The 24,898-nt window shown below is 71.8% G+C and carries 30 protein-coding genes; 22 read left to right on the top strand and 8 right to left on the bottom strand.

Features of this window, described 5'->3' with window-relative positions; translation table 11 throughout:
• Positions 1-11: 11 nt before the first annotated feature.
• Positions 12-1,322, top strand: coding sequence for a glutamyl-tRNA reductase (locus AAEP80_RS03650; protein ID WP_413600369.1), 1,311 nt, complete (start codon positions 12-14; stop codon positions 1,320-1,322).
• Positions 1,319-1,750, top strand: a complete 432-nt coding sequence (locus tag AAEP80_RS03645; protein WP_420366840.1) for an NUDIX hydrolase — start codon at positions 1,319-1,321, stop codon at positions 1,748-1,750. Before AAEP80_RS03650 ends, AAEP80_RS03645 begins: the two co-directional genes overlap by 4 nt.
• Positions 1,751-1,798: 48 nt before the next feature.
• On the opposite strand, the gene AAEP80_RS03640 is transcribed toward AAEP80_RS03645, so the two are convergent.
• A complete protein-coding gene (locus AAEP80_RS03640; protein WP_420365991.1) occupies positions 1,799-2,095 on the bottom strand; it encodes a hypothetical protein in 297 nt (98 codons plus the stop codon).
• Between the two features lie 112 nt (positions 2,096-2,207).
• Here AAEP80_RS03640 and AAEP80_RS03635 point away from each other — a divergent pair, with 112 nt between their 5' ends.
• The 11 genes from AAEP80_RS03635 to AAEP80_RS03585 all read left to right on the top strand — a co-directional run bounded on the left by AAEP80_RS03635 (position 2,208) and on the right by AAEP80_RS03585 (position 8,259).
• A complete protein-coding gene (locus AAEP80_RS03635) occupies positions 2,208-2,879 on the top strand; it encodes a DUF4232 domain-containing protein (RefSeq protein WP_420365990.1) in 672 nt (223 codons plus the stop codon).
• A gap of 22 nt (positions 2,880-2,901) precedes the next feature.
• On the top strand, positions 2,902-4,110 hold the full coding sequence (locus tag AAEP80_RS03630; protein ID WP_420365989.1) for a helix-turn-helix domain-containing protein: 1,209 nt from the start codon (positions 2,902-2,904) through the stop codon (positions 4,108-4,110).
• A gap of 162 nt (positions 4,111-4,272) precedes the next feature.
• Entirely contained in the window at positions 4,273-4,734 is a 462-nt protein-coding gene (locus AAEP80_RS03625) for an Asp23/Gls24 family envelope stress response protein (RefSeq protein WP_413600373.1), read from the top strand.
• Positions 4,731-4,922 carry a hypothetical protein gene (locus AAEP80_RS03620; RefSeq protein WP_402727650.1) on the top strand — a complete coding sequence of 64 codons (192 nt, stop codon included), beginning with the start codon at positions 4,731-4,733 and terminating at the stop codon, positions 4,920-4,922. The genes AAEP80_RS03625 and AAEP80_RS03620 overlap by 4 nt, the downstream gene beginning before the upstream one ends.
• The gene (locus AAEP80_RS03615) at positions 4,919-5,233 is read left to right on the top strand and encodes a hypothetical protein (protein WP_281266403.1); all 315 of its coding nucleotides are present in this window, start codon (positions 4,919-4,921) and stop codon (positions 5,231-5,233) included. Before AAEP80_RS03620 ends, AAEP80_RS03615 begins: the two co-directional genes overlap by 4 nt.
• Positions 5,234-5,242: 9 nt before the next feature.
• Positions 5,243-5,833: a DUF6286 domain-containing protein gene (locus AAEP80_RS03610; RefSeq protein WP_420365988.1), complete on the top strand. Its 591-nt coding sequence runs from the start codon at positions 5,243-5,245 to the stop codon at positions 5,831-5,833.
• The gene (locus tag AAEP80_RS03605) at positions 5,830-6,396 is read left to right on the top strand and encodes a hypothetical protein (protein WP_420365987.1); all 567 of its coding nucleotides are present in this window, start codon (positions 5,830-5,832) and stop codon (positions 6,394-6,396) included. The genes AAEP80_RS03610 and AAEP80_RS03605 overlap by 4 nt, the downstream gene beginning before the upstream one ends.
• A gap of 86 nt (positions 6,397-6,482) precedes the next feature.
• A complete protein-coding gene (locus tag AAEP80_RS03600) occupies positions 6,483-6,656 on the top strand; it encodes a CsbD family protein (RefSeq protein WP_281266400.1) in 174 nt (57 codons plus the stop codon).
• Positions 6,657-6,731: 75 nt separating this feature from the next.
• Entirely contained in the window at positions 6,732-7,616 is an 885-nt protein-coding gene (locus AAEP80_RS03595; protein ID WP_420365986.1) for an Asp23/Gls24 family envelope stress response protein, read from the top strand.
• The gene (locus AAEP80_RS03590; RefSeq protein ID WP_420365985.1) at positions 7,613-8,035 is read left to right on the top strand and encodes an MFS transporter permease; all 423 of its coding nucleotides are present in this window, start codon (positions 7,613-7,615) and stop codon (positions 8,033-8,035) included. The genes AAEP80_RS03595 and AAEP80_RS03590 overlap by 4 nt, the downstream gene beginning before the upstream one ends.
• 32 nt (positions 8,036-8,067) lie before the next feature.
• Positions 8,068-8,259, top strand: a complete 192-nt coding sequence (locus AAEP80_RS03585; protein ID WP_420365984.1) for a hypothetical protein — start codon at positions 8,068-8,070, stop codon at positions 8,257-8,259.
• Positions 8,260-8,334: 75 nt separating this feature from the next.
• On the opposite strand, the gene AAEP80_RS03580 is transcribed toward AAEP80_RS03585, so the two are convergent.
• Together AAEP80_RS03580 and AAEP80_RS03575 are read right to left on the bottom strand one after the other, a co-directional pair.
• Positions 8,335-9,291, bottom strand: coding sequence for a serine hydrolase (locus tag AAEP80_RS03580; protein WP_420365983.1), 957 nt, complete (start codon positions 9,289-9,291; stop codon positions 8,335-8,337).
• The gene (locus AAEP80_RS03575; protein WP_420365982.1) at positions 9,291-11,255 is read right to left on the bottom strand and encodes a M13 family metallopeptidase; all 1,965 of its coding nucleotides are present in this window, start codon (positions 11,253-11,255) and stop codon (positions 9,291-9,293) included. Before AAEP80_RS03575 ends, AAEP80_RS03580 begins: the two co-directional genes overlap by 1 nt.
• A gap of 105 nt (positions 11,256-11,360) precedes the next feature.
• Between AAEP80_RS03575 and AAEP80_RS03570 the strand changes: the two genes are divergently transcribed.
• Complete coding sequence (locus tag AAEP80_RS03570; RefSeq protein ID WP_420365981.1) at positions 11,361-12,698, top strand: uracil-xanthine permease family protein; 1,338 nt, start codon at positions 11,361-11,363, stop codon at positions 12,696-12,698.
• 106 nt (positions 12,699-12,804) lie between these two features.
• Positions 12,805-14,115: an MATE family efflux transporter gene (locus AAEP80_RS03565; protein ID WP_420365980.1), complete on the top strand. Its 1,311-nt coding sequence runs from the start codon at positions 12,805-12,807 to the stop codon at positions 14,113-14,115.
• A 130-nt stretch (positions 14,116-14,245) separates the two neighbouring features.
• Here the strand turns inward: AAEP80_RS03565 and AAEP80_RS03560 are convergent, their stop codons facing one another.
• Positions 14,246-15,355, bottom strand: coding sequence for a substrate-binding domain-containing protein (locus AAEP80_RS03560; RefSeq protein WP_420365979.1), 1,110 nt, complete (start codon positions 15,353-15,355; stop codon positions 14,246-14,248).
• Between the two features lie 55 nt (positions 15,356-15,410).
• Here AAEP80_RS03560 and AAEP80_RS03555 point away from each other — a divergent pair, with 55 nt between their 5' ends.
• The 4 genes from AAEP80_RS03555 to AAEP80_RS03540 all read left to right on the top strand — a co-directional run bounded on the left by AAEP80_RS03555 (position 15,411) and on the right by AAEP80_RS03540 (position 19,407).
• A complete protein-coding gene (locus AAEP80_RS03555; protein ID WP_420365978.1) occupies positions 15,411-16,664 on the top strand; it encodes an MFS transporter in 1,254 nt (417 codons plus the stop codon).
• A 9-nt stretch (positions 16,665-16,673) separates the two neighbouring features.
• A complete protein-coding gene (nucS, locus tag AAEP80_RS03550) occupies positions 16,674-17,369 on the top strand; it encodes an endonuclease NucS (RefSeq protein ID WP_402727637.1) in 696 nt (231 codons plus the stop codon).
• 95 nt (positions 17,370-17,464) lie between these two features.
• A complete protein-coding gene (locus AAEP80_RS03545; protein ID WP_281266388.1) occupies positions 17,465-18,169 on the top strand; it encodes an HAD hydrolase-like protein in 705 nt (234 codons plus the stop codon).
• A complete protein-coding gene (locus tag AAEP80_RS03540) occupies positions 18,166-19,407 on the top strand; it encodes a CynX/NimT family MFS transporter (protein WP_413600387.1) in 1,242 nt (413 codons plus the stop codon). The genes AAEP80_RS03545 and AAEP80_RS03540 overlap by 4 nt, the downstream gene beginning before the upstream one ends.
• A 13-nt stretch (positions 19,408-19,420) precedes the next feature.
• Here the strand turns inward: AAEP80_RS03540 and AAEP80_RS03535 are convergent, their stop codons facing one another.
• Both AAEP80_RS03535 and AAEP80_RS03530 read right to left on the bottom strand, forming a co-directional pair.
• A complete protein-coding gene (locus AAEP80_RS03535) occupies positions 19,421-20,254 on the bottom strand; it encodes an SDR family oxidoreductase (RefSeq protein ID WP_420365977.1) in 834 nt (277 codons plus the stop codon).
• A gap of 22 nt (positions 20,255-20,276) precedes the next feature.
• Positions 20,277-20,915 (bottom strand): nucleoside/nucleotide kinase family protein, encoded by a 639-nt coding sequence (locus AAEP80_RS03530; RefSeq protein WP_420365976.1) that lies wholly within the window; start codon positions 20,913-20,915, stop codon positions 20,277-20,279.
• Between the two features lie 33 nt (positions 20,916-20,948).
• Here AAEP80_RS03530 and AAEP80_RS03525 point away from each other — a divergent pair, with 33 nt between their 5' ends.
• A complete protein-coding gene (locus AAEP80_RS03525) occupies positions 20,949-21,320 on the top strand; it encodes a VOC family protein (RefSeq protein ID WP_420365975.1) in 372 nt (123 codons plus the stop codon).
• Between the two features lie 8 nt (positions 21,321-21,328).
• Here AAEP80_RS03525 and AAEP80_RS03520 read toward each other — a convergent pair whose 3' ends face one another.
• Complete coding sequence (locus AAEP80_RS03520; protein ID WP_402727631.1) at positions 21,329-21,769, bottom strand: NUDIX hydrolase; 441 nt, start codon at positions 21,767-21,769, stop codon at positions 21,329-21,331.
• Between the two features lie 140 nt (positions 21,770-21,909).
• Between AAEP80_RS03520 and AAEP80_RS03515 the strand changes: the two genes are divergently transcribed.
• A complete protein-coding gene (locus AAEP80_RS03515) occupies positions 21,910-22,527 on the top strand; it encodes a GNAT family N-acetyltransferase (protein WP_420365974.1) in 618 nt (205 codons plus the stop codon).
• A 60-nt stretch (positions 22,528-22,587) separates the two neighbouring features.
• Positions 22,588-24,102 carry a M16 family metallopeptidase gene (locus AAEP80_RS03510; RefSeq protein ID WP_420365973.1) on the top strand — a complete coding sequence of 505 codons (1,515 nt, stop codon included), beginning with the start codon at positions 22,588-22,590 and terminating at the stop codon, positions 24,100-24,102.
• On the opposite strand, the gene AAEP80_RS03505 is transcribed toward AAEP80_RS03510, so the two are convergent.
• Complete coding sequence (locus AAEP80_RS03505) at positions 24,092-24,739, bottom strand: TetR family transcriptional regulator C-terminal domain-containing protein (protein WP_420365972.1); 648 nt, start codon at positions 24,737-24,739, stop codon at positions 24,092-24,094. The two genes, AAEP80_RS03510 and AAEP80_RS03505, sit on opposite strands and share 11 nt — an antisense overlap.
• Positions 24,740-24,898: the final 159 nt, after the last annotated feature.

Below are 24,898 nucleotides of genomic sequence, written 5' to 3'. Positions count from 1 at the left end.
CCATGGAGTACGTGCTCATCTGTCTCACGGCGTCGCATCGCAACGCCAGCTTCGACCTCCTGGAGCGACTGAGCATCGGCGCCCCCGCGGCCGCCTCCCGACTGGTCACCGAGTCGGACGTCCTCGACGGTGCCGTGGTCCTCGCGACCTGCAACCGCTTCGAGGCCTACCTCGACATCGCCGGCGACAGCGACTCCGCCGTGTCCGCCACGGTCGAGGCCGTCGCCAGCGCCAGCGGACTGACCGGCACCGAGGTCCTCGACTCCGTCTCCGTGCTCGGCGGCAAGGACGTCGTCCAGCACCTCTTCGCCGTCTCCAGCGGCCTGGAGTCCGTGGTCATCGGCGAGACCGAGATCTCCGGACAGGTCCGCCGCTCGCTCGAGGACGCGCGCGCCAACGGCACCACCACCTCTGACCTCGAGCGGCTCTTCCAGGAAGCCGCGCACACCTCCCGCGGCGTCAAGACCCGCACCCGCATCGGGGCGGCCGGTCGCTCGCTCGTGCGCCTCGGCCTCGAACTCGCGTCGTCCCGCGTGACGGACTGGGCGCAGACGAACGTGCTCCTCGTCGGGACGGGCAGCTACGCGGCCACGACGATCGCCGCACTGCGCGACCGCGGAGCCGAGCGAATCCAGGTGTACTCGCCGTCCGGCCGCGCCCCGTGGTTCGCCGCGAAGCACGACCTCGTCGCCGCCCACGACCTGCGCCGGGCGATCGCCACGAGCGACGTCGTCATCACCTGCACCTCGAGCGAGGTCCCGGTGATCGAGCCGGCCGACCTCGACGACGGGGTCCGACGCATCGTCATCGACCTCGGGCTCCCCCGCAACGTCGACCCCGACGCCACGCACGTCGACGGCGTCGAGCTGCTCGACCTCGAGACCATCAGCATCCACGCGCCCATCTCCGAACTGAACGCCGAGTCGGAAGCCAGGGCGATGGTCGACGACGCCGTGTCCCGCTTCCGTGCGCAGGCGCTCGAGCAGTCGACGACCCCGGCGCTCGTGGCGTTCCGGAAGCACGTCTTCGACATCCTCGACGACGAGATCGACCGCGCCAACCGACGCGGGGACAGCACGCCGGAGTCGGCGGAGCACACCGAGCGGGCGCTCCGGCACCTCGTCGGCGTCCTGCTGCACCGTCCGTCGGTCCGCGCACGCGAGCTGGGTCGCGCCGGGCGCGGCGAGGAGTTCGTCGGCGCGCTCGAGGCCCTCTACGGTGTGCGCCCGGAACCCGAGGCGGAACTGGACGTCCCAACCCCCGTCGTGCCGCTGGCGGACCGGACCGCCCCGGTGCGCGACGACGAGGCGGACGCGAGCTGAGCCTCCCGGCCGACGCTCCCACGCTGCGCGTCAGCGCGCTGCTGCTGGTCCGTGACCGGCGCGTGCTCATGGTGCGAGCGCGACAGCGCGACGTGCTCTACCTGCCTGGCGGCAAGGCCGAGGCACACGAGACCGACGTCGAGGCCGTGGTGCGGGAGGCGTTCGAGGAGACCGGTCTGCAGCTCACCGCCGCCGACGTCGACCAGTTCGCCGTCGTCACCGAGCCGGCACACGGGCAGGCTCCGGGGACGATGGTCGCGATGACCCTCTTCCTGGTCCGGCCAGGAGGCCCGCTGGACTCCGCCACGCCCGTCGCCTCCGCAGAGGTGGACGAGGTCGAGTGGGTCACCTCCGCGGACCGGGACCGGTGCCCGCCGGCTGGTGTCGAGACGATCCGCCTGCTGACGCAGGCGGATCTCATCGACTAGCCCGCAGCCGTCCGCGGCTCAGCCGTTCACTGCTCAGCCGTTCGCTGCTCAGCCGTTCTCTGTGTCGTCGGTGCCGCTGCCGGTGTCGACGTAGTGCCCGACCTCGCCGGACGGACGCGGCTCGTCCTCGCCGGGGATGTCCGACTCGACGTACTCGCCGTCGGTGCCCGTCGTCGTGGGGACGTCCTCGCCGGGGATGTCGCTCGCGACGAACTCGCCGACCGGCTCGTTCGACCTGGGCTGTTCCTCGCCGGGGATGTCGCTGTCGACGAACGCCCCCGCGACCGGCTCGACGCCGTCCGCGCGGTCTCCGTCGCCTCGGATCTGTTCGTGCTTGCCTGCCATGGTCCGTCCTCCGGGTCCTGTGCACGGCAACTGTGCCGTACGGCGCGAGTGTGCTCGCGGTCCCTGAGTGGATACCGGGACGCATCGTCTCCCGCGGTGGTTACCTGCCGTCATGCAGTCCAGCAAGGGAACCGTGATCATGCTCGGGGCGGTGGGCATCCTGGCGATCGGGGCCCTCGCCGGGTGCGCGTCCGGCGGTAGCGACACCGCGACGGCCACCGCCACCGCGACGAAGACCGTCACCGCGACGCCGACCCCGTCGACCTCGCCTGCGCCGTCGGCCGCTGCGTCGGCCGGCGGTGACAGCGGATCGTCGAGCGGTGGCTCGTCGGCCGGCGGTTCCGGGCAGTGCGCAGCCGGCGACCTCGCCGCGTCGATCCAGCCCGGGAGCGGGGGTGCAGCCGGGAGCGTCGTCGTGCACCTCGCCCTGCAGAACACCGGATCCGCGAGCTGCACGCTCCAGGGGTGGCCGGGCGTCTCCTTCGTCGGCGGGGGCAACGGCACCCAGATCGGCGCCGCCGCCGAGCAGGACAAGGGATCCCCGCACCCGACGGTCACCCTCGCGCCCGGACAGACCGCCGTCGCACCGCTGAAGATCGGGCAGGCGGGCAACTACTCCGACGCGGCGTGCTCCCCACGGACGCCGGACGGGTTCCGCGTCTACCCGCCGGGGTCGAAGGCGTCGCTCTTCGTCGCGGACACCGACTACACCGCCTGCGACGACGCACAGGCGCAGCTCCTGTCCGTCCAGGCACTCGTGCCGGAAGGACAGGCGTCTTCCTGACCGCTGATGTGATGATGTCCTCGTGAGCACGACGTCGTCCAGGGGGTTCCGCCGCGAGCGGTTCACGGACGTCGACGGCAGCGGCTACACGGCGATCTTCACCTCCGAGTACGGCGGGTCCGGGTTCGCCTCGGACACCGAGGTGGCGCCGGGGACCCGGTACGAGTACTCGGTCATCGGCGACGACGACCTCTCCCTGCGCACCATGGACGCGTCCGGCGGGCGTCGCAGCGGGGTGATCGGTCCGCGGGACGACCACGTCGTGTTCTGGCTGACGCGCGGGCACCTCGAGATGCACTTCGCGGACCGCACCCGTGTCGTGCTCCCCGGTGCGCCCTACATCGCCTCGGCGTCGGAGGCGTACCGCTTCGAGTCGGAGGACACGCTCTACAACGGCGTCCACATCGCCGACCGGTTCCTCCGCTCGGTCGGCCGTGAGCTCGGGTTCCTGCTGCCGGACGGCCCGCTGCTCTTCGATCAACAGGACGACATCGTCGCACGCCGGGAACCCCTCCGTCGCCTGATCCGCGAGCTCGGGCCGGCGCTCCTCGACGACCGGGTCTGGGGACCGATGCGCACCGCGCTCAACCGGCGGCTCGCCGTCGTCGTCCTCGACACGTTCCCGCTCCGTGACCGCGGCGACGACGTGCCCCTGGCGAGCCGACTGCGTGACGCGATCCGGTTCATCGAGGAGCACGCCCGCGAACGGCCGGCCGTCGGGACGATCGCCGACGCCGTGGGCCTCCGCGAACGCGGGCTCCAGGACGTCTTCCTGCGGACGCTGGGGAAGACACCGAGTCGCTTCCTCCGAGACCAGCGCCTCGACGGGGTGCGGAGCGAACTCCTGCGGACCGCCGACCCTGGTCGCGTCACCGAGATCGCGCAGGCATGGGGTTTCACGAACGGCGGGCGGTTCGCTGCTGCCTACCGGGACCGGTTCGAGGAGTCCCCCGGTGCCACCGTCCGAGCGGTCCACGCCGCCGCTCCCGGCTCGGAGACACCGTCCCCGCGACTGCGGCGCGCGCTCGCCTTCATCGACGCCCACGCCGCCGAACCGCTCACGGTCGCGGGCATCTCCCGCGCGGTGGGACTCCAGCCGCGGCGGCTGCAACAGCTGTTCGAACGCGAGCTCGGGACGACGCCGATGGCCCGCGTCCGTGCGGTCCGAGCCGGGTCGGACCGGAGCATCCGGAAGCGCACGCAGCCGGACGGAATCCGCGTCGATCCCTGAGCGCTCCGTGCTGCGGGGGACAAGCCCGTCCCCCGATCGATCGTTGTCTGGCACTTCTCTGAGAAGCAGTGATCCCGTGTGACTTCTGTCTGGGTCAGCCCGTCTCATCCGTGAACAGCAACCGCTGGGATCACCTGGCGGGACTCACGGAAGGAAGCAACCATGGCAGACACGACCACCACCCCGGGCACCGCAGCAGCGACGACGGCCGCACGGACCGCTCCGGCCACGTCGGGCACCACGACGGGCAAGACCGTCATCGACGACACCGTCGTCTCGAAGGTCGCCGGCATCGCCGCCCGTGAGGTCAACGGCGTCCACTCCCTCGGCAGCGGCGCAGCCCGTGCCATCGGCGCCATCCGCGACGCCATCGGCCAGCGTGACCTCGGACAGGGCGTCAAGGTCGAGGTCGGCGAGAAGCAGGTCGCGGCCGACATCGTGATCGTCGCCGAGTACCCGGTGCCGCTGCAGCAGGTCGCCGAGGGCGTCCGCTCGTCGGTCAGCCGTGCGCTCGAGCAGATCGTCGGCATGGAGGTCACCGAGATCAACGTGACCGTGCAGGACGTCTTCATCCCGGGTGACGACGACGACGATGACGAGAAGAAGGAAGCGCGAGTCGCATGAGCACCACCATCACCGGCGCCCTGATCGGCGCCATCCTGGCAGTCGTCGCACTGCAGTTCGGCTTCTGGGGCTTCGTCCTCGTCGTCGTGTTCGCCCTCGTCGGTGCCCTCGTGGCCGCCCTCGTGTCCGGACGCATCGACCGCGGTGCCCTGACCGACGTGCTGACCGGGCGCCGGAGCTCCCGGTGACCGGCGGCCCGGAGGTCGCGGGCCGCGTCGAGATCACGGCGCGGGCCCTGACCTCGTGCGCGCGCGCCGTCGCAGCCGAGCACCTCGGTGCCCCGGCGAAACGGGTCCACGTCGGACTCGGAGACCACCAAGGGTCGCTCGCCCTCGACATCACGGGACCGATCGCGGCGGCCGACGACCTCGTCGGCCGCGCGACGGCCGCCGCGGCCGAGGTCCGTGACCGGGTCAGCGCCCTCACCGGGCGCCGAGTCGGCAGTGCCCACATCGAACTGACCGGGATCGTGCGCGAGCGCGAGACCCGCGTCGCCTAGGAGATCGTCATGAGCAGCAGTCCCGTCGGCGGCAACGCCGTCGAACGACGCATCCGTCGCCGGAGCGTGCACCGCTCACGGTCGACCGCCGTGTCGGTCGCGCTCGTGGTGCTCGTCCTCGTCGCGGCCTGGATCGGCACCGAGTCGGTCCTCCGCGCGGTCGGCGCGGCCCCCCTCCTCGCCGACCCGCAGACGGTCGTCGACACGGCACTCCGCCCCGATGCGGCGTTCGTCACGATCGCCGAGGCGATCGCGGTCGTCCTCGTCGTGCTCGGTGTCGTGCTCGTCGTCCTGGCACTCAAGCCCGGTCGGCAGCACCGTTCGCCGGTGCCCCACGACCGTGGAGCCGTCGTCATCGACACCCGCATCATCGCCGCCACTGCGGCGAACGCCGCCGGATCGGCAGCAGGGGTCCCCGAGGGCAACGCCTCGGCGAGTTCCCGCGGCAACCGCACCGACGTCAGGGTCGTCCCGGTCTCGGGCGTGCCGGTCGACGAGGCCGCCGTCCGCGCAGCGGTCACCGAACGGCTCGGCCGACTCGACGAACGCTTCGGCCGACGCGTGAAGGTCACGCTCGCAGAACGAGGGACGCTGTCATGACGAAGAGCAACCGCACCCTGAACCGCATCATCCTGTTCGTCCTCGGACTGGTCGCCATCGTCGTCGGCATCACCATCGGCGCCGGTGTCCTGCCGGCCGTCCGCGATGCCGTCGACCCGTACGTCACGATCCCCCGCAGCCTCGACGTCCCCGCGGCGTCGCTGTGGATCGTCGCCGTGGCCTGCGCCGTCGTCATCGTCCTCGCCCTCGTGTGGGTGTTCACCCGTGGTGGCGGCGGAACGTCCGTCGCCGTCCGCGAACGCTCCGGCGACGACGCCGTCACCATCAACGTGGCGCTCGTCCGCGACGTCGTGGACCACGAGCTCACGGGCGTCCGTGACGTCGTCGGCTCGAAGGTCGACGTCTTCCAGGTGCGCCGGCAGCGCGCGGCCCGGATCCGTGTCGCCGTGCGACGCGGCGGCGACGCCGTCGCCGTGCTCGACGCCGTCGACCGTGCTCTCGAGGTCCTCGACCGCACACTCGGCCGCTCCGTCCCGGTGCTCGTGCACCTGACCGGCGGCACCCGTTCGGCACTCGCGAAGGCGACCACCAGGGTCAGCTGAGGCCGACCGCCGGACGCACCACGGGCCTCCCGGCCCACGCTCACCACTGCAACGGGCGCTCCCGCCCACCGAAGGAAGGAACCCTGATGGGTCTCGACGACAAGATCAAGAACGCCGCCCAGGACATCGCCGGCAAGGCGAAGGAAGCCCTCGGCAACGCGACCAACGACGACTCCAAGGTCGCCGAGGGCAAGAAGGACCAGGCCGCCGCCAACGTCAAGCAGACGGGCGAGGACGTCAAGGACGTCTTCAAGAACTAGGCAGCTGCAGTGACGACGACGGGGCATCCGCCAGCGGGTGCCCCGTCGTCTCCTGTCCGGACCGAGGAGGACATCATGGAGAACGAGACACACGCCCGCACCCACGTCACCGATGTGGCCCTGCCCGCATCGCTGACCGAGCCGCTGCCGGAGGACGCCAGCGTCCTCACCGTCGCCGCGCGCACCGCAGCGGTCACCGCGATCGGCGTCGACGGCGTGCACCACCTGGGTGGCGTGCTCGAACGCGCGGCCGACCAGGTCCGCTCCCGCCTCGGCCGGACCGCCAGCGCCCTCGGCGTGCGGGTGGACGACGCCGACGGAACGCTCGACGTGCAGGTGTCGCTCGTCGTCACCTACCCCGAACGCGTGACCACGGTCGCCGAGGAGGTCCGCGCGCAGGTCGCCCACGCCGTCGCCCAGGTCGCGGGACGGCCCGCGACGGTCGACGTCCGGGTCACCGACGTGCACGGCCCGTTCGACGACGAGCCGTCGAAGATCTCCGAAGCGGTCGACGCCGTCCGGGAGAAGGCGGCGGAGGCGACCGAGCGGGTCAGGGACGCCGCGACCGACGCGGCTGCGAAGGCGCAGGAGGTCGGAGCCGACGCGGCTTCGAGGGCGCGCGAGGTCGGGGCCGACGTCGCCGACCGGACTCGCGTCGCCACCGACCAGACCCGAGCGGCCGCCGCCGTGGCGCTCGACCAGGTGCGGGACACCGCGTCCGAGACCGCGGACCGGGCGCGCGACGCCGCAGCTGAGGTGCGCGAGTCGACCGCTGACACCGTCGACCGGGCCAGTGTGGCCGGCTCCGACGCCGTCGACCGGGCCCGTGTGGCCGGCTCGGGCGCCGTCGATGACGCGGTGGACGCGACCAAGCGCACCGCGGACGACTTGGCCGACGCGGCCGCCCACGCCGCGGAGGCCACCGAAGCCGCAGCGACCGAGCCGGACACCCGAGCATGACCGTCTGGTCCGGCCGCTCCGGTCGTCGCTTCGGCCGAGAACGTCCGCCGCGCGCCCGCGGCGTCTGGATCGCCACCGTGGTCGGCGTGGTCCTCGTCCTCCTGCTCTTCTTCGGGGCGTTCCTGCCGCTGACGGGCTTCCTGGCTGGTGTCACGGCCACCACCGCCGGTCTCGTGCCGTTCCCGGTCATCCGGGTCACGCTCGTGACGGTCCTCGGCGGTGTCGTCGTCCTCGCGTTGCTGATCCTCGCCGTGACCCGGCGTCGTAGCGTGGCGGCGTGGGTGCCGGTGGTCCTCGCGGTCATCGTCACCCTCGCCGTGACGGCCTACCCGCTCGTCACCGTCGCGATCGGCTCGGCCGACCGCGCCAGTGACGTCTGGCCGATCATCACCGACCTCGTACGACGGATCACCGGCTGACCGGCCGGGATCCGACACTGAAGGGACAGACCATGCGCAACCGACTCCTCGTCATCGCCGCCATCGTGCTCATCGGCTTCTGGTTCGGCGCTCGTGCCAACCGGACCGTCGTCAAGCAGTCGAAGGGCGAGACCGTCCGCAAGATGTGGAACGACCCGCACGCCCGCAAGTCACGGAAGAAGCTCCGCAAGAAGTTGGAGAAGGCCGCCAAGAAGCGCCGCTGACCGGCCCGGAGGCCCGACCCGGCTCCGCACAGCACGCCCCGACCGATCCGGCCGGGGCGTCCGTGCGTGGTCGGCTCAGCGGGTGGCGGTGACGTGCACCGCGTCGAGCACCTCGGTACCCATGGTGCGCAGTGCCTCGACGACCGCCAGGCGCCGGTCGAGCGTGTCGTCCTCGAACGTCACCGTGACCGCGTAGCTCACGCTCGAACCGGGGCCGCGGAGCACTCCGGCCTCAGCACGGATGCCCGGGCCGGAACCCGTCACGGCGACCGACTGCAGCCCGTGGTCGAGTGCGCGGTGCGCCAGTGGGTCGAGGCCGAAGGACCCCGCGACGAGCGAGAGGTCGGCTGCGAGGGAGAGCCACCCGAGCACCCGGTTCGAGACGCCCTCGTCGACGACCTCGCCGAGAGCCAGACCACGCATCACCCAGCTGAGCTCCCCCGACGCAGCGACCGCGATGTCCGGCGCGTCGTCAGGGCCACGGCGGTCCCGGACGCGGTCGATGAACGCCGATCGCTCGACCCCGAGCGACTCGGCACGCTCGCGCACGGCATCGATGCCGACGGTGGAGAGCAGTGCGTTCGTGGCCCACGCGTCGGCGGTCGCCGCGACGAGGGTGGCGAGGTCCGAGACCTGCATGGTCGGCTCCTGCAGGAACTGCCAGAGCCCCGGTCCGGTCGCGGTGTCGCGAGCCATCCGTTGCAGCCGGTCGCCGTGCAGCCGGCCGTCCTCGAGCCGTGCCGCGACCTCGATCAGCAGCAGCACACGGCCGAGGCCCCCGACGGGTTGCACGAGCCGGTCGTCGATCGCGAGCAGGGCGCGGCCCGTCGACGTGTCGATCACGGACGCGCTGACCCCGGCACCGTCGTAGGCGAGCGCTCCGAGGGCCTCGACCGTCGCCGAGAACCGCTCCTCGCCACCCCCGCGGTGGCGCCCGCGAGCACGGCCGCCCGCACCGGCACGGTTCCCCGCACCGGCCGCGCCGTCGTGGCGTCGCCGCCGCGAGGACGGTGCCGCGTCGGGCTCGACCATCACCAGATCGAGACGCGCTCGGCGGGGTCGAGGTACATCGCGTCGCGTTCGGTCACGCCGAACGTGTCGTAGAAGACGTCGATGTTCTTCACGACCTGGTTGCAGCGGAACTCGGTCGGCGAGTGCGGGTCGATCTGGAGCAGGCGTGCGGCCTCTTCCGGGCGGATCGCCATCCGCCACGCCTGCGCCCAGCTCAGGAAGAACCGCTCGGCGCCGGTGAGTCCGTCGATGACCGGCGGTTCCTGTCCGTCGAGCGACAGCAGGTACGCCTTCCACGCGATCGACAGCCCACCCAGGTCGCCGATGTTCTCGCCGATCGTCAGGGCACCGTTGACGTGCCCGTCCGGGACCTCGGTCGGGACCAGCGCGTCGTACTGCGCGATGAGGGCCTTCGTGCGCTCCTCGAACGCCTGCCGGTCGGCCTCGGTCCACCAGTTCTCGAGTCGGCCGTCGCCGTCGTACTGGGAGCCCTGGTCGTCGAAGCCGTGCCCGATCTCGTGGCCGATCACCGCACCGATCGCGCCGTAGTTCGCCGCGGCGTCACGGGCAGCGTCGAAGAACGGGAACTGCAGGATCGCGGCGGGGAACACGATCTCGTTGAAGCCCGGGTTGTAGTACGCGTTGATCGTCTGCGGCGTCATGAACCACTCGTCGCGGTCGATCGGCTTCCCGATCTTGCCGAGTTCGCGGTCCACCTGGAAGGCGGCGACGGCCCGGACGTTGCCGATCAGGTCGTCGGCGGAGATCGGCAGCTTCGAATAGTCGCGCCACTTCACCGGGTACCCGATCTTCGGCGTGAACTTGTCGAGCTTCTCCAGCGCGCGCGTCCGGGTCTCGTCGGTCATCCATTCGAGGGCCGTGATGCTCTGCCGGTACGCCTCGACCAGGTGCGCGACGAGGTCGTCCATGGTGACCTTCGACGTCTCGTCGAAGTGCTCGTCGACGTAGATCCGGCCGACGGCCTCGCCCATCGCGCCCTCGACCAGGGAGACGCCGCGCTTCCAGCGCTCACGCTGCTTCGGGGCGCCGGTGAGTGCCGTGCCGTAGAACGAGAAGCTGGTGGCGGAGAACGCGCTCGTCAGGTACGGGGCCGACGCCCGGATGACCTGCCAGCGGAGCCAGTCCTTCCACGCCTCGAGCGACTCGGCTCCGAGCAGCTCCGCCAGACCCGTCAGGAACGAGGGCTCACGGACGACGACGGTCGAGAACGCGCCGGCAGGAGCGTCGATCGACTCCCACCAGAGCTGCAGGTCCGCCCCGGGTGCGAGTGCGTCCACCTCGGCCCACGGCAGCTTGTTGTAGGTCTTCTGGCTGTCGCGCGTGGCGACGTTGTCCCAGTGCTTCCCGGCCAGGGCGGTCTCGAGCGCGATGACGTGCTCGGTGCGCTCGGCACCGTCGTCGAACCCGGCGAGCGGGAACATCGCGGCGACGAACTCGCGGTACTTCTCACGGATGTCACCGAACCGCTCTTCGCGGTAGTAGGACTCGTCGGGCAGGCCCAGACCGGATTGCTCGAGGAACACGACGTACGACTCCGGGTCACCCGGGTCGTTGTCGACGAACAGCTGGATGAAGCTCGGCAGCCCGAGTCGCTCGAACCGGCCGACCATGCGGAGCACGTCGTCCTTCGTCCCGAGCGCGGCGATCTCGGCGAGCAGGGGCTCGATCGGTGCCGTCCCCAGCGCCTCGAGCTTCGACTCGTCGGTGAAGGAGGTGTAGAGGTCGCCGACCTTGCGCTCCTCGGACCCCGCCGGAGCCTGCTGGGAGCGCTCGACGATCGTGCGGACGGCCTTCTCGGCCTCTTCCGCGAGCACCGTGAACGAGCCGTAGCGCGCCTTGTCGTCGGGGATCGGCGTCGCGTCGATCCACTGCCCGTTGACGTGGCGGTACAGGTCGTCCTTCGGCTGCACCTTCGCGTCGAGTTCGTCGGTCTGGATTCCGGTGGTGCCTGCGACGTCGGTCATGCGCTCCACGATAGCCACCGATCCCCTGCCGTCCACCCGGTGATCCCGACGCAACCGTCCTGCGGCCGTCGGCGCAGGTGGGCGGCTGCCACTACGGTCATGGACATGGGACTCCCGTGGAAGCTGCACGGAGACGGCGCGACCGTCTCGGCGACGACGATCGTGGCACCGGACGAACGGCTCACCTGGCCGCGCACCATCGGTCTCGGCGTGCAGCACGTCGTGGCGATGTTCGGCGCGACGTTCCTCGTCCCGCTGCTGACCGGCTTCCCGCCGTCGACGACCCTGCTCTTCAGCGGCATCGGGACGATCCTGTTCCTCCTCATCACCGGCAACCGCCTGCCGAGCTACCTCGGCAGCTCCTTCGCCTTCATCGCGCCGATCGGTGCGGCGACGAAGATCGGCGGGATCCCGCTCGCACTCTCCGGGATCATCGTCGTCGGCGCGCTGCTGGCGGTCATCGGGCTCGTGGTGCACCTCGCGGGGGCCGGCTGGATCGACCGCCTGATGCCCCCGGTCGTCTCGGGAGCGATCGTCGCGCTCATCGGGTTCAACCTCGCCCCGGCGGCCCGCGACAACTTCACGAAGGCGCCGCTCGTCGCCGTCATCACCCTCGCCGCCATCATCCTGGTGACCGTCCTGTTCAAGGGGCTCATCGGTCGGCTGTCGATCGTCATCGGCGTCGTCGTCGGGTACGTCGCAGCACTCATCGCGGGCCAGGTCGACTTCTCCGCCGTCGGCGACGCCGCCTGGATCGGCCTGCCCGAGTTCACCGCACCGGCCTTCGACCCGGGACAGCTCGCGATCTACCTGGCGTTCGTGCCGGTCGTCCTCGCGCTCATCGCCGAGAACGTCGGCCACGTGAAGGGCGTCGGACAGCTCACCGGCCGCGACCTCACGCCGCTGACCGGGCGCGCCCTCTTCGCCGACGGCGTCTCGACGGTCCTCGCGGGCATCGGCGGCGGCTCCGCCACCACGACGTACGGCGAGAACATCGGCGTGATGGCCGCCACCCGGGTCTTCTCCACGGCCGCGTACTGGGTCGCGGCGATCGTGGCGGTCCTGCTCGGCCTCTCCCCCAAGATCGGCGCGGTCATCTCCTCGGTCCCGGCCGGGGTCCTCGGCGGGGCGACCACCGCGCTCTACGGTCTGATCGGGGTCATCGGCATCCGCATCTGGGTCGAGAACCGCGTCGACTTCGCCAAGCCGAAGAACCAGCTCACCGCCGGCATCGCACTCATCATCGGCATCGCGGACTTCACGTTCTCGTTCGGTCAGGCGTCCTTCGGCGGCATCATCCTCGGCACCGTCGCCGCGATCGTCGTCTACCACGTGATGGACCTGATCGGCCGGGCGCGCGGCACGGAGCCGCCGACGCCGGAAGCGTCGGAGTCGGCGCACGCCGCCACCGGCGGCGTCCCGACGGAACCGCGCGCGGACTGACGCGGACCCGCCGTCGGACGGGAGGCCCTGGTCCGCTCCGCCACGCACCGCACGGTGCGCGCACGGCGCGACCAGGGCCTCCCGTCCGGTCCGGCATGATGTCCTGATGCCCACGTCCCGCCGCGCCGTCGACCGCGACATCGTCCGGCTGGCGCTGCCCGCTCTCGGCGCACTCGTGGTCGAGCCGCTCTTCCTGATGACGGACACGGCGCTCGTCGGGCACCTCGGGGCGACACCGCTCGCCGCGGTCGGACTCGCGAGTGCCGTGCTGCAGACCGTGACGGGGCTGCTCGTCTTCCTGGCCTACTCGACGACACCTGCCGTCGCACGCGCGCTCGGCGGAGGCGACCGGCGCGGGGCGGTGCACGCCGGCATCGACGGGATGTGGCTCGCGCTCGGGCTCGGCGTCGTGCTGGCGCTCGTCGGGTGGCCGCTCGCGGAACCGCTCATCGGGCTGTTCGGCGCATCGACCCGGGTCTCCGACGCTGCGACCGCCTACCTGCTCGTGTCGCTGATCGGCCTCCCGGGGATCCTCGTCGTCACCGCGTCGACGGGGCTGCTGCGGGGGCTGCAGGACACCAGGACCCCGCTCGTCGTGGCGTCGATCGGCTTCGTTGCGAACGGTCTCCTCAACGCGGTGCTCATCTACGGGTTCGGGTGGGGTGTGGAGGGATCGGCCGCCGGCACCGTACTCGTGCAGTGGGCGATGGCCGCCGTGTACGTGGTGATCGCCGTGCGTGCGGCACGGCGTGTGGGCGCTCCGCTTCGGCCGGGTGCCTCTGGCGTGGCGCGGGCACTGCGATCGGGCGCGTGGCTGTTCCTGCGGACCGCATCGCTGCGCGTGGCGATGCTCGCGACCGTCGGGGTGGCCGCCGGGCTGGGGACGGTCGGGCTCGCGACGACCCAGGTCGGCCTGACGGTGTTCAGCACGCTCGCATTCGCGCTCGACGCACTGGCGATCGCAGGACAGGCGCTCGTCGGGCACGCGCTCGGTGCCGGTGACGCCGACCGGGTGCGGCTCGTGACGACGCGGCTCGTGGTGCTCGGCATCGGTGGTGGCGTGCTGCTCGGGCTGCTGACCCTGGCGGTGAGCGGGGTGCTGGGCCCGGTGTTCTCGGACTCCGAGGCGGTGCGGTCGTCGTTGCCCGTCGTGCTCGTGCTCATCGCGGCGGGGATGCCGGTCGCCGGGTACGTGTTCGTGCTCGACGGGGTGCTGATCGGCGCGGGGGACGCCAGGTACCTCGCGATCGCCGGCGGCGTGAATCTCGTCGTGTACCTGCCGCTGCTCTGGGTCTTCGGGAACGGGCTCGCGGCGCTGTGGGCGGTGTTCTCGTTCGGGTACATCGGCGTGCGCGCGGTGACGCTCGGCGTGCGGGCGCACCGCCCGGGGTGGATCGCCGTCGCGATGGCGCGCTGAGCGGGGGGGCGGGCAGCACGCGCGAGACTCGGGCTGGGCGACAGTCCTCGGGCTCCGGAGCGCGAGGATCGTCGCTGAGCGCGAGACTCGGGGCAGCACGCCCGAGACTCGGGCAGCGCGAGCGCCGCGGCTACGCGCGCGGGGGCGCCGTCGTGTCGCCGACGCGGAGCTCGGAGCGGAACGACGCACCACTCGGCGCATCGCCCTCGAGCATCGCCAGCGCTGCCCGCGCCGCCGCCTGGCCCTTCTGCACGAACGGCTGCACGAGCGTGGTCAGCTGCCGGATCGGCGAACGGTGCAGCAGGCTGTCGTCCACGTGGATGCCGTCGAAGCCCACCACGCTGACGTCCTCCGGCACCCGGAGCCCGTGCTCGAGCGCCGACGAGATCACCCCGACGGCGAGCAGGTCGCTCTGCGCGACGACCGCGGTGGGGCGGGTGCCGCCGGGGCCGAACAGCGACTCCCCGGCGACGCGCCCGGCCTCGACCGAGCTGCCGCCTGCCTCGATCGCGACGCACGACGGGAACACGCCCCGGACGCCGCGGAGCCGCTCGATCGTCGTGAACGCCGCACCGGCCGCGAAGCGCGCATCGGAGATCGGCCCGAGCTGGTGTGTGGCGTCGAGGGGCAGCGTGACCACGGTGACGTCGGTGTGGCCGAGGTCGCGGAGGAACGCGGCCGCGCGGCGCGAGCCCTCGCGGTTGTCGAGCTGGATCGGGACGGCGCCCTCGATGTCGTCCGCTTCGATCGCGACGACCGGGATCCCGCGGCGTCGGAGCACGGCGACGGCGGGATCGACCCGCACGTTGCAGCCGACCAGGACGACCGCGTCCATCGGCGCGTCGACCAGCGGGCCCATGCCGCGCTCGTCGTCGAGGGGGCTGCGGACGAGGAGCAGTGACGCCCCCGCCTCCCCGGCGACCTCGGCGATGCCGTCGAGCGTCAGGACGTTCACCGGGTCGCGGAACGCGTCGCTCAGGCGTTCGTCCATCACGACGCCGATCACGCCGGATCGGCCACGGCGGAGGGAGCGCGCACGCGGGTCGGGACCGTCGTACCCCATCGACGCGGCGACGGCGAGCACGCGGGCGCGGGTCTCCTCGGACACCGGGCCGCTGCCGCTGAACGCGAGCGACGCCGTCGACGCAGCGACCCCCGCCGCACGCGCGACCGCGGCCAGCGTCGGTCGTGCGGGCGCAGTGTGCCCCGACGCGCCACGGGGTGTTGCCGAGTCGTCCATCGCCGGTTAGCGTATCCGAGAACCACACTCGAATCGATTCGATCGGAACAGCACCATGACGACGGCGTCAGTCACCAGGACGACCCAGGCCCCCACGACCCGCGCGTGGATCACCGCGGTGTTCGTGGTCTTCACCCTGTCGGGGCTCGGCATCGCGACCTGGCTCGGCCGGATCCCGAGCGTGCGCGACGAGCTCGATGCCAGCACCTTCGAGATGGGGCTGCTCGTCGTCGGGATGAGCGTCGGGTCGATCGCCGGACTGACCTTCGCCGGACACATCGTCGCGAAGCTCGGTGCGAAGCACGGTGTGCAGATCGCCGCCGTCTGCCTGGTCGTCGGCATGGTGATGGCCGGCATCGCGGTGACCACGGGTTGGGGCTTCGCCGCCATCTGGGTCTGCCTCATCGCGTTCGGTTTCGGCAACGGCCTCGCCGACGTGTCGATGAACGTCTCCGGTGCCACCGCCGAACGACTCGGTGGCCGCACGATCATGCCGATGTTCCACGCCGCTTTCAGCCTCGGCACGCTCGCCGGGGCCGGGCTCGGCGCACTGGCCGAACGCCTCGAGGTCCCCGTGGCGCTGCACTTCGTCGTGCTCGGCGTCCTCATCGGCGTCGCGATGCTCGTCGCCGTCCGCTGGTTCGGCGACGAGCGGGTCACCGAACCGGAGCCCACCGACACCACCCCCGTGCCGCTCCCGGTCTCGCGCTGGGCCGTCTGGAAGCAGCCGTCCACGCTCCTCATCGGTGTCATCGTGCTCGGCATGGCCCTCGCCGAGGGGTCCGCCAACGACTGGCTGCCACTCGCGATGATCGACGGGCACGGGCTCGACAACGCCTCGGGCTCCGCGGTGCTCACGGTGTTCCTCGCCGCGATGACCGTCGGCCGCGTCGCCGGCAGCCCGCTCATCGACCGCTTCGGGCGCGTGCCGGTCCTCCGCATCAGCGCAGCGGTCGCCGTGGTCGGACTCGGGATGCTGATCTTCGTCCCGAACGTCCCGCTCGCGATCGTCGGCGTGGTGCTCTGGGGACTCGGCGCGAGCCTCGGCTTCCCGATGGGCATGTCCGCCGCCGCGGACGACCCCCGCACCGCAGCCGCGAAGGTGAGCGCCGTGGCCACCATCGGGTACGTCGCGTTCCTCGCCGGGCCGCCGATCATCGGCTTCGCGGGTGAGCACTTCGGGCTGCTCCACGGTCTGCTCATCGTGTTCGTCTTCATCGTCGCCGCCGGTCTGGCATCGGGTGCGGCACGCGAGCGGACGCCGGACGCCGAACCGGCCAACGCGAACCGGCGGCCCGACGCCCGTTAGGCTTCCCGGGTGCGTCTCGTCATCGCCCGCTGCTCCGTCGACTACGCCGGTCGCCTGTCGGCCCACCTCCCCCTCGCGACCCGGCTCCTCATGCTGAAGGCCGACGGCTCGCTGCTCGTCCACTCGGACGGCGGCAGCTACAAGCCGCTCAACTGGATGAGCCCGCCGTGCTCGATCGAGATCGGCGAGCCGACGGACGAGCAGACCGAGGCCGGCATCCAGCAGGTCTGGACCGTCACGCAGAAGAAGACGCAGGACAAGCTCGTGGTCAGCCTGTACGAGGTGATCGCCGACGAGAACCACGACCTCGGCGTCGACCCGGGCCTCGTCAAGGACGGGGTCGAGGCGCACCTGCAGCAGCTCCTCGCCGAGCAGATCGAGCTCCTCGGGGACGGCCACACGCTCGTCCGACGCGAGTACATGACCGCGATCGGGCCGGTCGACATCCTGGCTCGTGACGACGCCGGAGCGAGCGTCGCCGTCGAGATGAAGCGGAATGCGGGCATCGACGCGGTCGAGCAGCTCACCCGCTACCTCGAACTGATGAACCGCGATCCGCTGCTCCGTCCGGTGCAGGGCGTGCTCGCGGCGCAGACCGTGGCACCGCAGGCCCGCACGCTGGCCGAGGACCGCGGCATCCGCGTGCTGGTCCTCGACTACGACGCGATGCGGGGCATCGAGGGCGGGCACACCCGGCTGTTCTGAGCGCGGACCGGACTGGAGGCTCGGCTCGCCCCCGTCCGACGCGTCACGACCCGCAGGTGGGCCCGGTCCACCGCCCCGGTTAGGCTGGGCAGGTCATGACAAGCCCGTTCAGCGCCATCCTCTTCGACCTCGACGGAACCATCAGCGACTCGGCGCCGGGCATCCTCGAGAGCCTGACGTACACGTTCCGCAAGGTCGGCGTGCCCGTCCCGGACCACGAGACGCTGATGTCGTTCGTCGGGCCGCCGATCCTCGACACCTTCCGCGACGCGATGGGCATGGACCAGGAGCTCGCGGACCGCACCCTCGCCGTCTACCGGGAGCACTACTTCTCGCACGGCGCCCTCGACTCCGCGATGTTCCCCGGCATCGACGTGGTCCTGCGCACCCTGCACGAGGCCGGACTGCCGATCTCGACGGCGACGAGCAAACCAGAGACCCCCGCGACGTACATCCTCGACCACTACGGACTGACCGGGGACATCGACATCATCACCGGCGCCAGTGACGACGAGGTCCGCTCCTCGAAGGCCGACGTGGTCGAGGAAGCGCTGAAGCGCCTCGACGCCCGCGGGTTCGACATCTCGCGTCCGGTGCTCGTCGGCGACCGGCTGCACGACGTCGAGGGAGCCCGGGTGCACGGCGTCCCCGTGGTCTTCGCCGAGTGGGGGTACGGCTCCCCCGCCGAGGCCGACGGCACCATCGCCCAGGCAGCCACCCCGCTCGACCTGCTGCCGATCCTGCTCCCGGACGCCGCTGCGCCGGACGCGCCCACCGCCGACGCCAGCGCCCGTTCGTGACCCGCGCAGCCGCACTGCGCCGCGCCGGCTGGGTGCTGCCGGCGGCCATCGTGCTCGTCGCGCTGAACCTGCGCGGCCCCATCGTCGCCCCGGCGCCGGTGATCGGCGACATCCGGCTCGACCTCGGTCTGACGACCACCGTCGCCGGGCTCCTCACGACCATCCCGGTGCTGTGCTTCGCCCTCGCCACGCCGCTCGCGAGCTGGGTGATCGCGAAGGCGACCCCGGAGCGGGCACTGTCCCTGTCGCTCGTGATCGTGCTCGCCGGAACCGTGCTCCGGTCGGTCCCGAGTGCCGCGGCACTGCTGATCGGCACCGCGGTGATCGGCATCGGCATCACCATCGGCAACGTGGTGATCCCGGTCGTCATCCGCCGGGACACCTCGCCGGAGCGCGTCGGGATCGTCACCGGCGTGTACACGTCAGCGCTCAACGTCGGGTCGATGCTGACGTCGCTCGCCACCGCACCGCTCGCATCCGTGTGGGGCTGGCCGGTCGCGATCGCGGTGTGGGGGCTTCTCGCCGTGGTCGCCGGGCTGGCCTGGACCTCCGCGGTCGGGGCACGCGCCGCGTGGATGCGCCCGGCGACCGGGACGCCGACCGAACCCGCGGTCGTGACCGGACCGATCGACCAGGTGCTCGGGACCGGCGCGATCCGCGTGCCCTCCGCTGCCGCTGCCCGCCCGGCCAGGTGGGTGACGATCGGGCTCACGCTGGCGTTCGGCGGTCAGGCGTTCTCGTACTACGCGCTCACGGCGTGGATCCCGACGCTGCTGCACGACGAGATCGGGTTCTCGAAGGCGTCGTCGGGTGCGAGCTCGTCGGTGTTCCAGATCCTCGCGGTCGTCGGGGCGCTCGGCGTGCCCGTGCTCGCCTCCCGCTGGCGCCCCAGGGCGATCCTGTCCCTGGTGGCGTTCCTCTGGCTCGCGATGCCACTCGGGCTGCTGTTCGCGCCGCAGCTCTGGTTGCTGTGGTCGGTCCTCGGCGGGGCGGCCCAGGGCGGCGGGATCACCGTCATCTTCATCATCATCGTGCGACTGGTGTCGACCGACGACGACGCCAGGAGGATGTCCGCGTTCGTGCAGGGCGGCGGCTACCTGATCGGGTCGGCTGGGCCGCTCGTCGCCGGGGCGCTGCACGACGCGACGAACGCCTGGACCGCGCCGCTGCTCGTCGTGCTCGTGGCCGTCCTGACCCTCGGCATCGTGGGGACCCTGTCCGCCCGCCGGGTGCCCTGACCGACATCCACCGTCAGCCGGCGCGCAGCACGTCCTGCAGCGTCATCGGCGCCCGCCCGGTGACCCGTTCGACGTCCCCGGAAACGTGTGCCAGCGCTCCCTCGGCGATCGCCGTGTAGGTGCTCACCCACGCATCGGCCTGCCACGGCTCCGGGTTCCACCGCGCGCGCGACGCGTAGGCCTCGTCGAGCGTCTCCGGGTGGTACGTCACCGTGCGGCCCCGCTCGGCACTCACCGTCGCGGCCGCCTGCTCCAGGGTGATCGCCACGGGACCGGTGAGTTCGTAGGTCCGGTCGAGGTGCGCCGTCGGGTGCTCGAGTACCGCCGTCGCGACCCGTGCGACGTCCGCGCGCGCGACGGCAGCCATCGCACCGTCGCCGGCCGGCCCACGGATCACCCCGTCCTCGCCCACCAGGTCCTCGACGAAGTCCAGGTAGAAGTTGTCCCGCAGGAACGTGTGCGCCATGCCCGTGGCCCGGATCGCCTGCTCCGTCGCCCAGTGGTCGCGGCCGAGTGTGAAGGTCGCATCCGCGGCCGCGCCCGAGAACGAGGTGTAGACGACGTGCCGGACACCGGCCGTCGCCGCCGCCCCGACGAAGGCGCGGTGCTGCGCCAAGCGGTCCTCGGCCTCTGCGGCGGAGACCATCAGCAGGACGTCGATGCCCTCGAGCGCGGTGCCCGCGGCGTCGACGTCGTCGAACGTCGCCACGGCGACGTCCGTCCCGGGCAGCGCAGGAGCTCGTGCGGCGTCGCGGACGATCATCCGGAACGGCACGCCGTCCGCGGCGAGCGCGCGGGCGACGGCACCGCCGATGTTGCCGGTCGCGCCGGTGATGGCGATGGTCATGTCGGTTCCTTCGTTCAGGTGGTCAGGTCCGGACGATCCGGGAGGCTCGGCTCACCGTGGGAGCGACGCGTGCGGCGTTCACGCCGTCGACGTCGATCGCCCACCGAACGGCCGCCTCGTGGTCGCGGCCGTGCCGCATGTGCCGGCCGACCAGACGGTCGACGCGGACCCCGTCGTCCACGACGCAGGACCACGTCTCGGTGAAGAGGTCGCGGAGCGCCGCCCACGGCTCGGTGTCGTCGAGCAGGTAGTTGCCCTCGGAGACCACGAGCGTGGCCGCCCGCGGCACGGCGATGCTGCCCGCAACGGGTTCGTCGACGCGGCGGTCGAAGTCCGGCGCCCAGACGACCGGTTCGTCAGCAGCCACGAGCCGCCGCACGAGCGCGACGTACCCGTCGGCGTCGAAGGTGTCGACCGCGCCCTTGCGGTCGTGCCGCCCGAGCGCGTCGAGCGCGACGTTGGCCAGGTGGAAGCCGTCCATCGGGACCTGCACGGCCGTCCCGGGCCCGAACCGGTCGTCCACGGCGGCGACGACCCGTCTGGCCAGCGTGGACTTGCCCGCGCCTGGCGCTCCGGCGATGCCGAGCACCGCCCGACGACCGGAGGACGCCAGTTCGACCGCACGCTCGACGGCCTCGTCGACCGATCCCTCCACAGGCACGCCCTCATCCTCGCAGAGTGGTTCACTGTCGGCATGGTCATCGATGCGACGAAGGCGTTCAGCGGGTTCTCTTTGCGGGACCCGGCGGAGGCGAAGGCGTTCTACACGGACGTCCTCGGCCTCGACGTCACCGAGGACCACGGCATGCTCTCGATCCAGCTCGGCGGCGGACGCTGGGTGCTGGCGTACCCGAAGGGTCCCGCCCACGAACCCGCGGCATTCACGGTGCTGAACTTCCCCGTGCCGGACGTCGACGCCGCGGTCGACGAGCTGGCCGCGAAGGGCGTCGAGTTCCTGCACTACGAGGGCATGACCGATGAGAAGGGCATCAACCGCAAGGGCGGCCCGCTCATCGCGTGGTTCACGGACCCGTCCGGCAACGTCTTCAGCGTCATCGCGGAGTAGCGCAGCCCTCAGGCGGTGAGGGCTCCGGCCCAGCCGAGCGCGATGGGGACGACCAGGCCGTGCCGGTGGTGCGGGAGCTCGGCGATCGGGATCCAGTCCGCCCGCTCCGTCGACCCGTCGGCCTCGTCCCGGAGCTCGCCGCCGGTGATGGTCACCCGGAACACGACCTGCACGGCCTTCATCGGCCGGCCGTTCTCGTGCATCCGGCGTTCCGCGGGGACCAGGTGGTGTCGCACCCCGAGCAGGCCGCCGACCGAGACCTCGTACCCGGTCTCCTCCATGAACTCACGGACGACCGCCTGCTCGACGCTCTCGTCGTACTCGACCCCGCCACCGGGCAGCGCCCACGTCCCCGCCTCCGGGAACCGCTGCATGGCGAGCAGGACCCGACCCTCGTGCGTGACCACGCCGTACGCAGCGAGCCGGGTGTCGTAGTCCGTGTACTCCATGACCCGACCATCCCAGCATGCCGAGCCGGCGCACGCATGCCGCGCCGAGCCTCCCGGCCGTCCCGGCGACCACGCAGCCGACGCGACGTCCGGGGTGACGCCTATCGTGATCGCCATCCGGACCGGAGGGACGGCGTGCGATGACGACGGACACGACCCGTGGGCAGATCACGTTCCGACCGGGGAACGAGGTGCCCTGGAGCGACCTCGACCTGGTCTTCGGCGAGCGAGGCGATCCGGGGACGTGCCACTGCCAGTGGCTGAAGCTGCTCGACCGCGCGTTCACGGACATGCCGAACGACGAGCGCACCAGGCGCTTCCGGGCCGAGGTCGGCTGCGACGACCCGAGCGCGCGCGACACGACGGGCATCGTGGCCTACCGTGACGGCGAGCCCGTCGGGTGGGCAGCCGTCGAGCCACGACCCGCGTTCGTGCGGCTCCGGAAGACCCGGGTGCCGTGGTCCGGTCGTGACGAGGACCGCGACGACGACGGTGTGTGGGCGATCGCCTGCTTCGTGGTCCGCAAGGGGTTCCGACGGCAGGGCGTGAGCCGCGCGCTCGTCGTCGGCGCCGTGGAGCACGCCAGACGGAGCGGGGCGAGAGCGGTCGAGGGGTACCCGATGCAGTTCGCCGAAGGCAAGGACGACATCTGGGGCGAGCTCTTCGTGGGCGCGCGGTCGGCCTTCGTCGATGCCGGTTTCCGTGAGGTCACGCACCCGACCGTGCGGCGGTACGTGATGCGGCTCGAGCTGGACTGACCGTCCCACGCCCTCGTACTGGGGCGATGCCGAGGTCGATGATCCGGGCGATACTCCGGTGTGCTCCACACGAACGCGACGGTCCCCGTGCTCCATGCCCCCGCCGACGGTCCCGTCGAGGCGATGCTGTTCTTCGGCGTCGGGTCCTCGGACGAGCCGGTCCGACTGGCCGGCATCACCCACCTGGTCGAACACCTCGCCGTCCGCCGCGCACTGCCGATCGCGGCTCCCCACAACGCGACCACCGACGACTGGGCGACGATCTTCTCCGTGACCGCGAGCACGGCCGAGGAGGCCCTCGTCGGCATCGTGCGCATGGCGGACGCTGTCGGGTCGCTGGTCGACGTCACACCGGCCGAGGTCGAGCACGAGCGGAAGATCCTCGCGGGCGAGGACCGCCTGCGGTACAGCGAGCAGGTCCCGTCGATCCACACGGTCCGCTTCGGGCCGACGGGTCCTGGTCGTGCCGGTGCCGGGTGGGCAGCGACCCACGGCATCAGCGCCGAGGAGGTCCGGGCGTGGGTGCAGCGCTGGTTCGTGGCGGAGAACGCGGTCGTCACCGTCGCCGGAGGCGCGGTGCCGGCTGATGCCCTGACGGTCCAGCTGCCGTCCGGTCGCGCAGCAGGTCCCGTGCCCTCGTGGTCCGGTCAGGTCAGGGGCGGCGTCGTGGTGGAGTCCGGGCTCAGCGGCGCCGCGCTCTCGGTGCTCGTCCCGGCGGAGCACGCGCAGCTGCTCGACGCGGTGCTGGAGCACGAGGTCTTCCGGGCACTCCGACTCGACGCAGGGCTCACCTACTCGGTCGACGGCTCGTTCGTCGAGGTCGACACCGCTTCGAGCACCGTCGTCGTCACCATCGACCCTGCCGTCGAGGACCTCGCCGCAGCGGTCGACCTGCTCGTGGCGACGGTCCACCGGGTCGCCGAGCTCGGACCGAGCGAGGAGTCCATCGCCACGATCGATGCTGCGCGCGCCCTCAACCACCTCGACAGCGGGACCCGTGCAGATCAGCGACTGACCGATGCCGCGCTGCACCGCCTCCGTGGACTCCGCCGTGCGACGCCGATCGACCACCCGGTGTCCGCCGACGAGATCGCCGGGCTCCGGACGGCGCTCCGAGCCGCCCTGCCTGGGCTCATCGTGTGCGTCGACGAGGATGCGGAGCTCCTGGACGACGAGCCCGAGGCTCCGGAGGCCGGCCTCCGCGCGGTCGCCGCCCGGCACGGTCTCGTGGTCGACGAGCGAGCTCCGGGGCGTCCGGTCCAGGACGCCCGCCACCTCACGAGGTCGTCGTCGAGCAGCACCTACCGGGACGCCTTCTTGCCGGGGTGGGCGAGCATGCGGGTCCGGTTGGACGGAACCGACCTGGTCCTGCTCCCCCGCGGCGGCGACGCCCGGGTCATCGATCTGTCCGGCGTGTCCGTCGTCGGGACCCGGGGTGACGACGGCCTCACGATCGTGGACGCCGACGGGTCCGTGTTCCAGATCCGACGCGACGAGTGGTGGCAGGGACGACGGCTGATCGCGGCGGTCCGTTCGGCGACGCCCGCAGAGCTCGTCCGACCGTTCACCACGTGATCCCCCTTCGGCTCCTGCGGCTCTGGTGGGCACCCGTCGACGACCGCTCGACCTGCTGGACCGCTCCCCAGCCGACGCGCATCCGTGCGACTGCGCGGTCGAAGCCGGGCAGCAGGTCGACGTCGTCCCGGAGGAGCGCCTGCAGCTGCAGCCCTTCGTACAGCGCGAGGAGCTGTTCAGCGCCGTGCCGAGCAGAGGAACCACTCGACTCGCGGCCGGCGATGACGTCGCGGGCGAGGGCGAACGTGAGGTCCTCGAAGGACGTCGTGTACTGCTTCCGGAACCACCCCGCCGCTGCGTGCGAGGGGTTCGACGCCGCACTCAGTAGGGCGAGGCGGAGACGGACGAGTGCAGGGTCGCCGAGCCCCGTCTCGAGTCGGGCTCGGACGTACGCGACGGCACCGTCCTGCTCCGCGATGGACCGGAGCGCTGCACGCTGGGCGTTGTTCCAGCGGTCGATCACCGCGACGACGAACAGCTCCCACACCGGGTACACCCGACGGAACTCCTCGACCGTGATGTCGGCGTGGACGGCGACCTCGGCCGGCCCGACCTCGTGGAAGTCGGCCGCACGGTAGGCGAAGATCCCCGCCGCGACGATGTGCGCGCGGAGGTCGGGGTCGTCGGTCGCGGGCATGAGGTCGATTGTCCGGCTCGGCGATGTGCCGCGCGACCGCCAGTTCTGGGGACGCGCATCCCGTGTCGCAAAATACTACTGGTATATGTGATATTTGTAGTATCCTTGGGATACCCGACCGAGGAGCTTGCATGTCAGAGGCACTTCTCTCGCGCAGAG

Origin of the sequence: Curtobacterium sp. L3-7 (genome assembly GCF_048756585.1) — a bacterium.
Lineage (GTDB): Bacteria > Actinomycetota > Actinomycetes > Actinomycetales > Microbacteriaceae > Curtobacterium.
This window is presented reverse-complemented; position numbering and strand designations above follow the sequence as displayed.

What these genes read in the sequence shown, in the direction of transcription:
- AAEP80_RS03635 (WP_420365990.1), top strand. Translation starts at nt 2,208, where the DNA reads ATGCAGTCCAGCAAGGGAACCGTGATCATGCTCGGGGCGGTGGGCATC.
- AAEP80_RS03565 (WP_420365980.1), top strand. Translation starts at nt 12,805, where the DNA reads ATGCCCACGTCCCGCCGCGCCGTCGACCGCGACATCGTCCGGCTGGCG.
- AAEP80_RS03555 (WP_420365978.1), top strand. Translation starts at nt 15,411, where the DNA reads ATGACGACGGCGTCAGTCACCAGGACGACCCAGGCCCCCACGACCCGC.
- AAEP80_RS03560 (WP_420365979.1), bottom strand. Translation starts at nt 15,355, where the DNA reads ATGGACGACTCGGCAACACCCCGTGGCGCGTCGGGGCACACTGCGCCC.
- AAEP80_RS03600 (WP_281266400.1), top strand. Translation starts at nt 6,483, where the DNA reads ATGGGTCTCGACGACAAGATCAAGAACGCCGCCCAGGACATCGCCGGC.
- AAEP80_RS03595 (WP_420365986.1), top strand. Translation starts at nt 6,732, where the DNA reads ATGGAGAACGAGACACACGCCCGCACCCACGTCACCGATGTGGCCCTG.
- AAEP80_RS03605 (WP_420365987.1), top strand. Translation starts at nt 5,830, where the DNA reads ATGACGAAGAGCAACCGCACCCTGAACCGCATCATCCTGTTCGTCCTC.
- AAEP80_RS03520 (WP_402727631.1), bottom strand. Translation starts at nt 21,769, where the DNA reads ATGGAGTACACGGACTACGACACCCGGCTCGCTGCGTACGGCGTGGTC.
- AAEP80_RS03575 (WP_420365982.1), bottom strand. Translation starts at nt 11,255, where the DNA reads ATGACCGACGTCGCAGGCACCACCGGAATCCAGACCGACGAACTCGAC.
- AAEP80_RS03545 (WP_281266388.1), top strand. Translation starts at nt 17,465, where the DNA reads ATGACAAGCCCGTTCAGCGCCATCCTCTTCGACCTCGACGGAACCATC.
- AAEP80_RS03640 (WP_420365991.1), bottom strand. Translation starts at nt 2,095, where the DNA reads ATGGCAGGCAAGCACGAACAGATCCGAGGCGACGGAGACCGCGCGGAC.
- AAEP80_RS03580 (WP_420365983.1), bottom strand. Translation starts at nt 9,291, where the DNA reads ATGGTCGAGCCCGACGCGGCACCGTCCTCGCGGCGGCGACGCCACGAC.
- AAEP80_RS03610 (WP_420365988.1), top strand. Translation starts at nt 5,243, where the DNA reads ATGAGCAGCAGTCCCGTCGGCGGCAACGCCGTCGAACGACGCATCCGT.
- AAEP80_RS03590 (WP_420365985.1), top strand. Translation starts at nt 7,613, where the DNA reads ATGACCGTCTGGTCCGGCCGCTCCGGTCGTCGCTTCGGCCGAGAACGT.
- AAEP80_RS03505 (WP_420365972.1), bottom strand. Translation starts at nt 24,739, where the DNA reads ATGCCCGCGACCGACGACCCCGACCTCCGCGCGCACATCGTCGCGGCG.
- AAEP80_RS03585 (WP_420365984.1), top strand. Translation starts at nt 8,068, where the DNA reads ATGCGCAACCGACTCCTCGTCATCGCCGCCATCGTGCTCATCGGCTTC.
- AAEP80_RS03620 (WP_402727650.1), top strand. Translation starts at nt 4,731, where the DNA reads ATGAGCACCACCATCACCGGCGCCCTGATCGGCGCCATCCTGGCAGTC.
- AAEP80_RS03515 (WP_420365974.1), top strand. Translation starts at nt 21,910, where the DNA reads ATGACGACGGACACGACCCGTGGGCAGATCACGTTCCGACCGGGGAAC.
- AAEP80_RS03570 (WP_420365981.1), top strand. Translation starts at nt 11,361, where the DNA reads ATGGGACTCCCGTGGAAGCTGCACGGAGACGGCGCGACCGTCTCGGCG.
- AAEP80_RS03535 (WP_420365977.1), bottom strand. Translation starts at nt 20,254, where the DNA reads ATGACCATCGCCATCACCGGCGCGACCGGCAACATCGGCGGTGCCGTC.
- AAEP80_RS03525 (WP_420365975.1), top strand. Translation starts at nt 20,949, where the DNA reads ATGGTCATCGATGCGACGAAGGCGTTCAGCGGGTTCTCTTTGCGGGAC.
- AAEP80_RS03625 (WP_413600373.1), top strand. Translation starts at nt 4,273, where the DNA reads ATGGCAGACACGACCACCACCCCGGGCACCGCAGCAGCGACGACGGCC.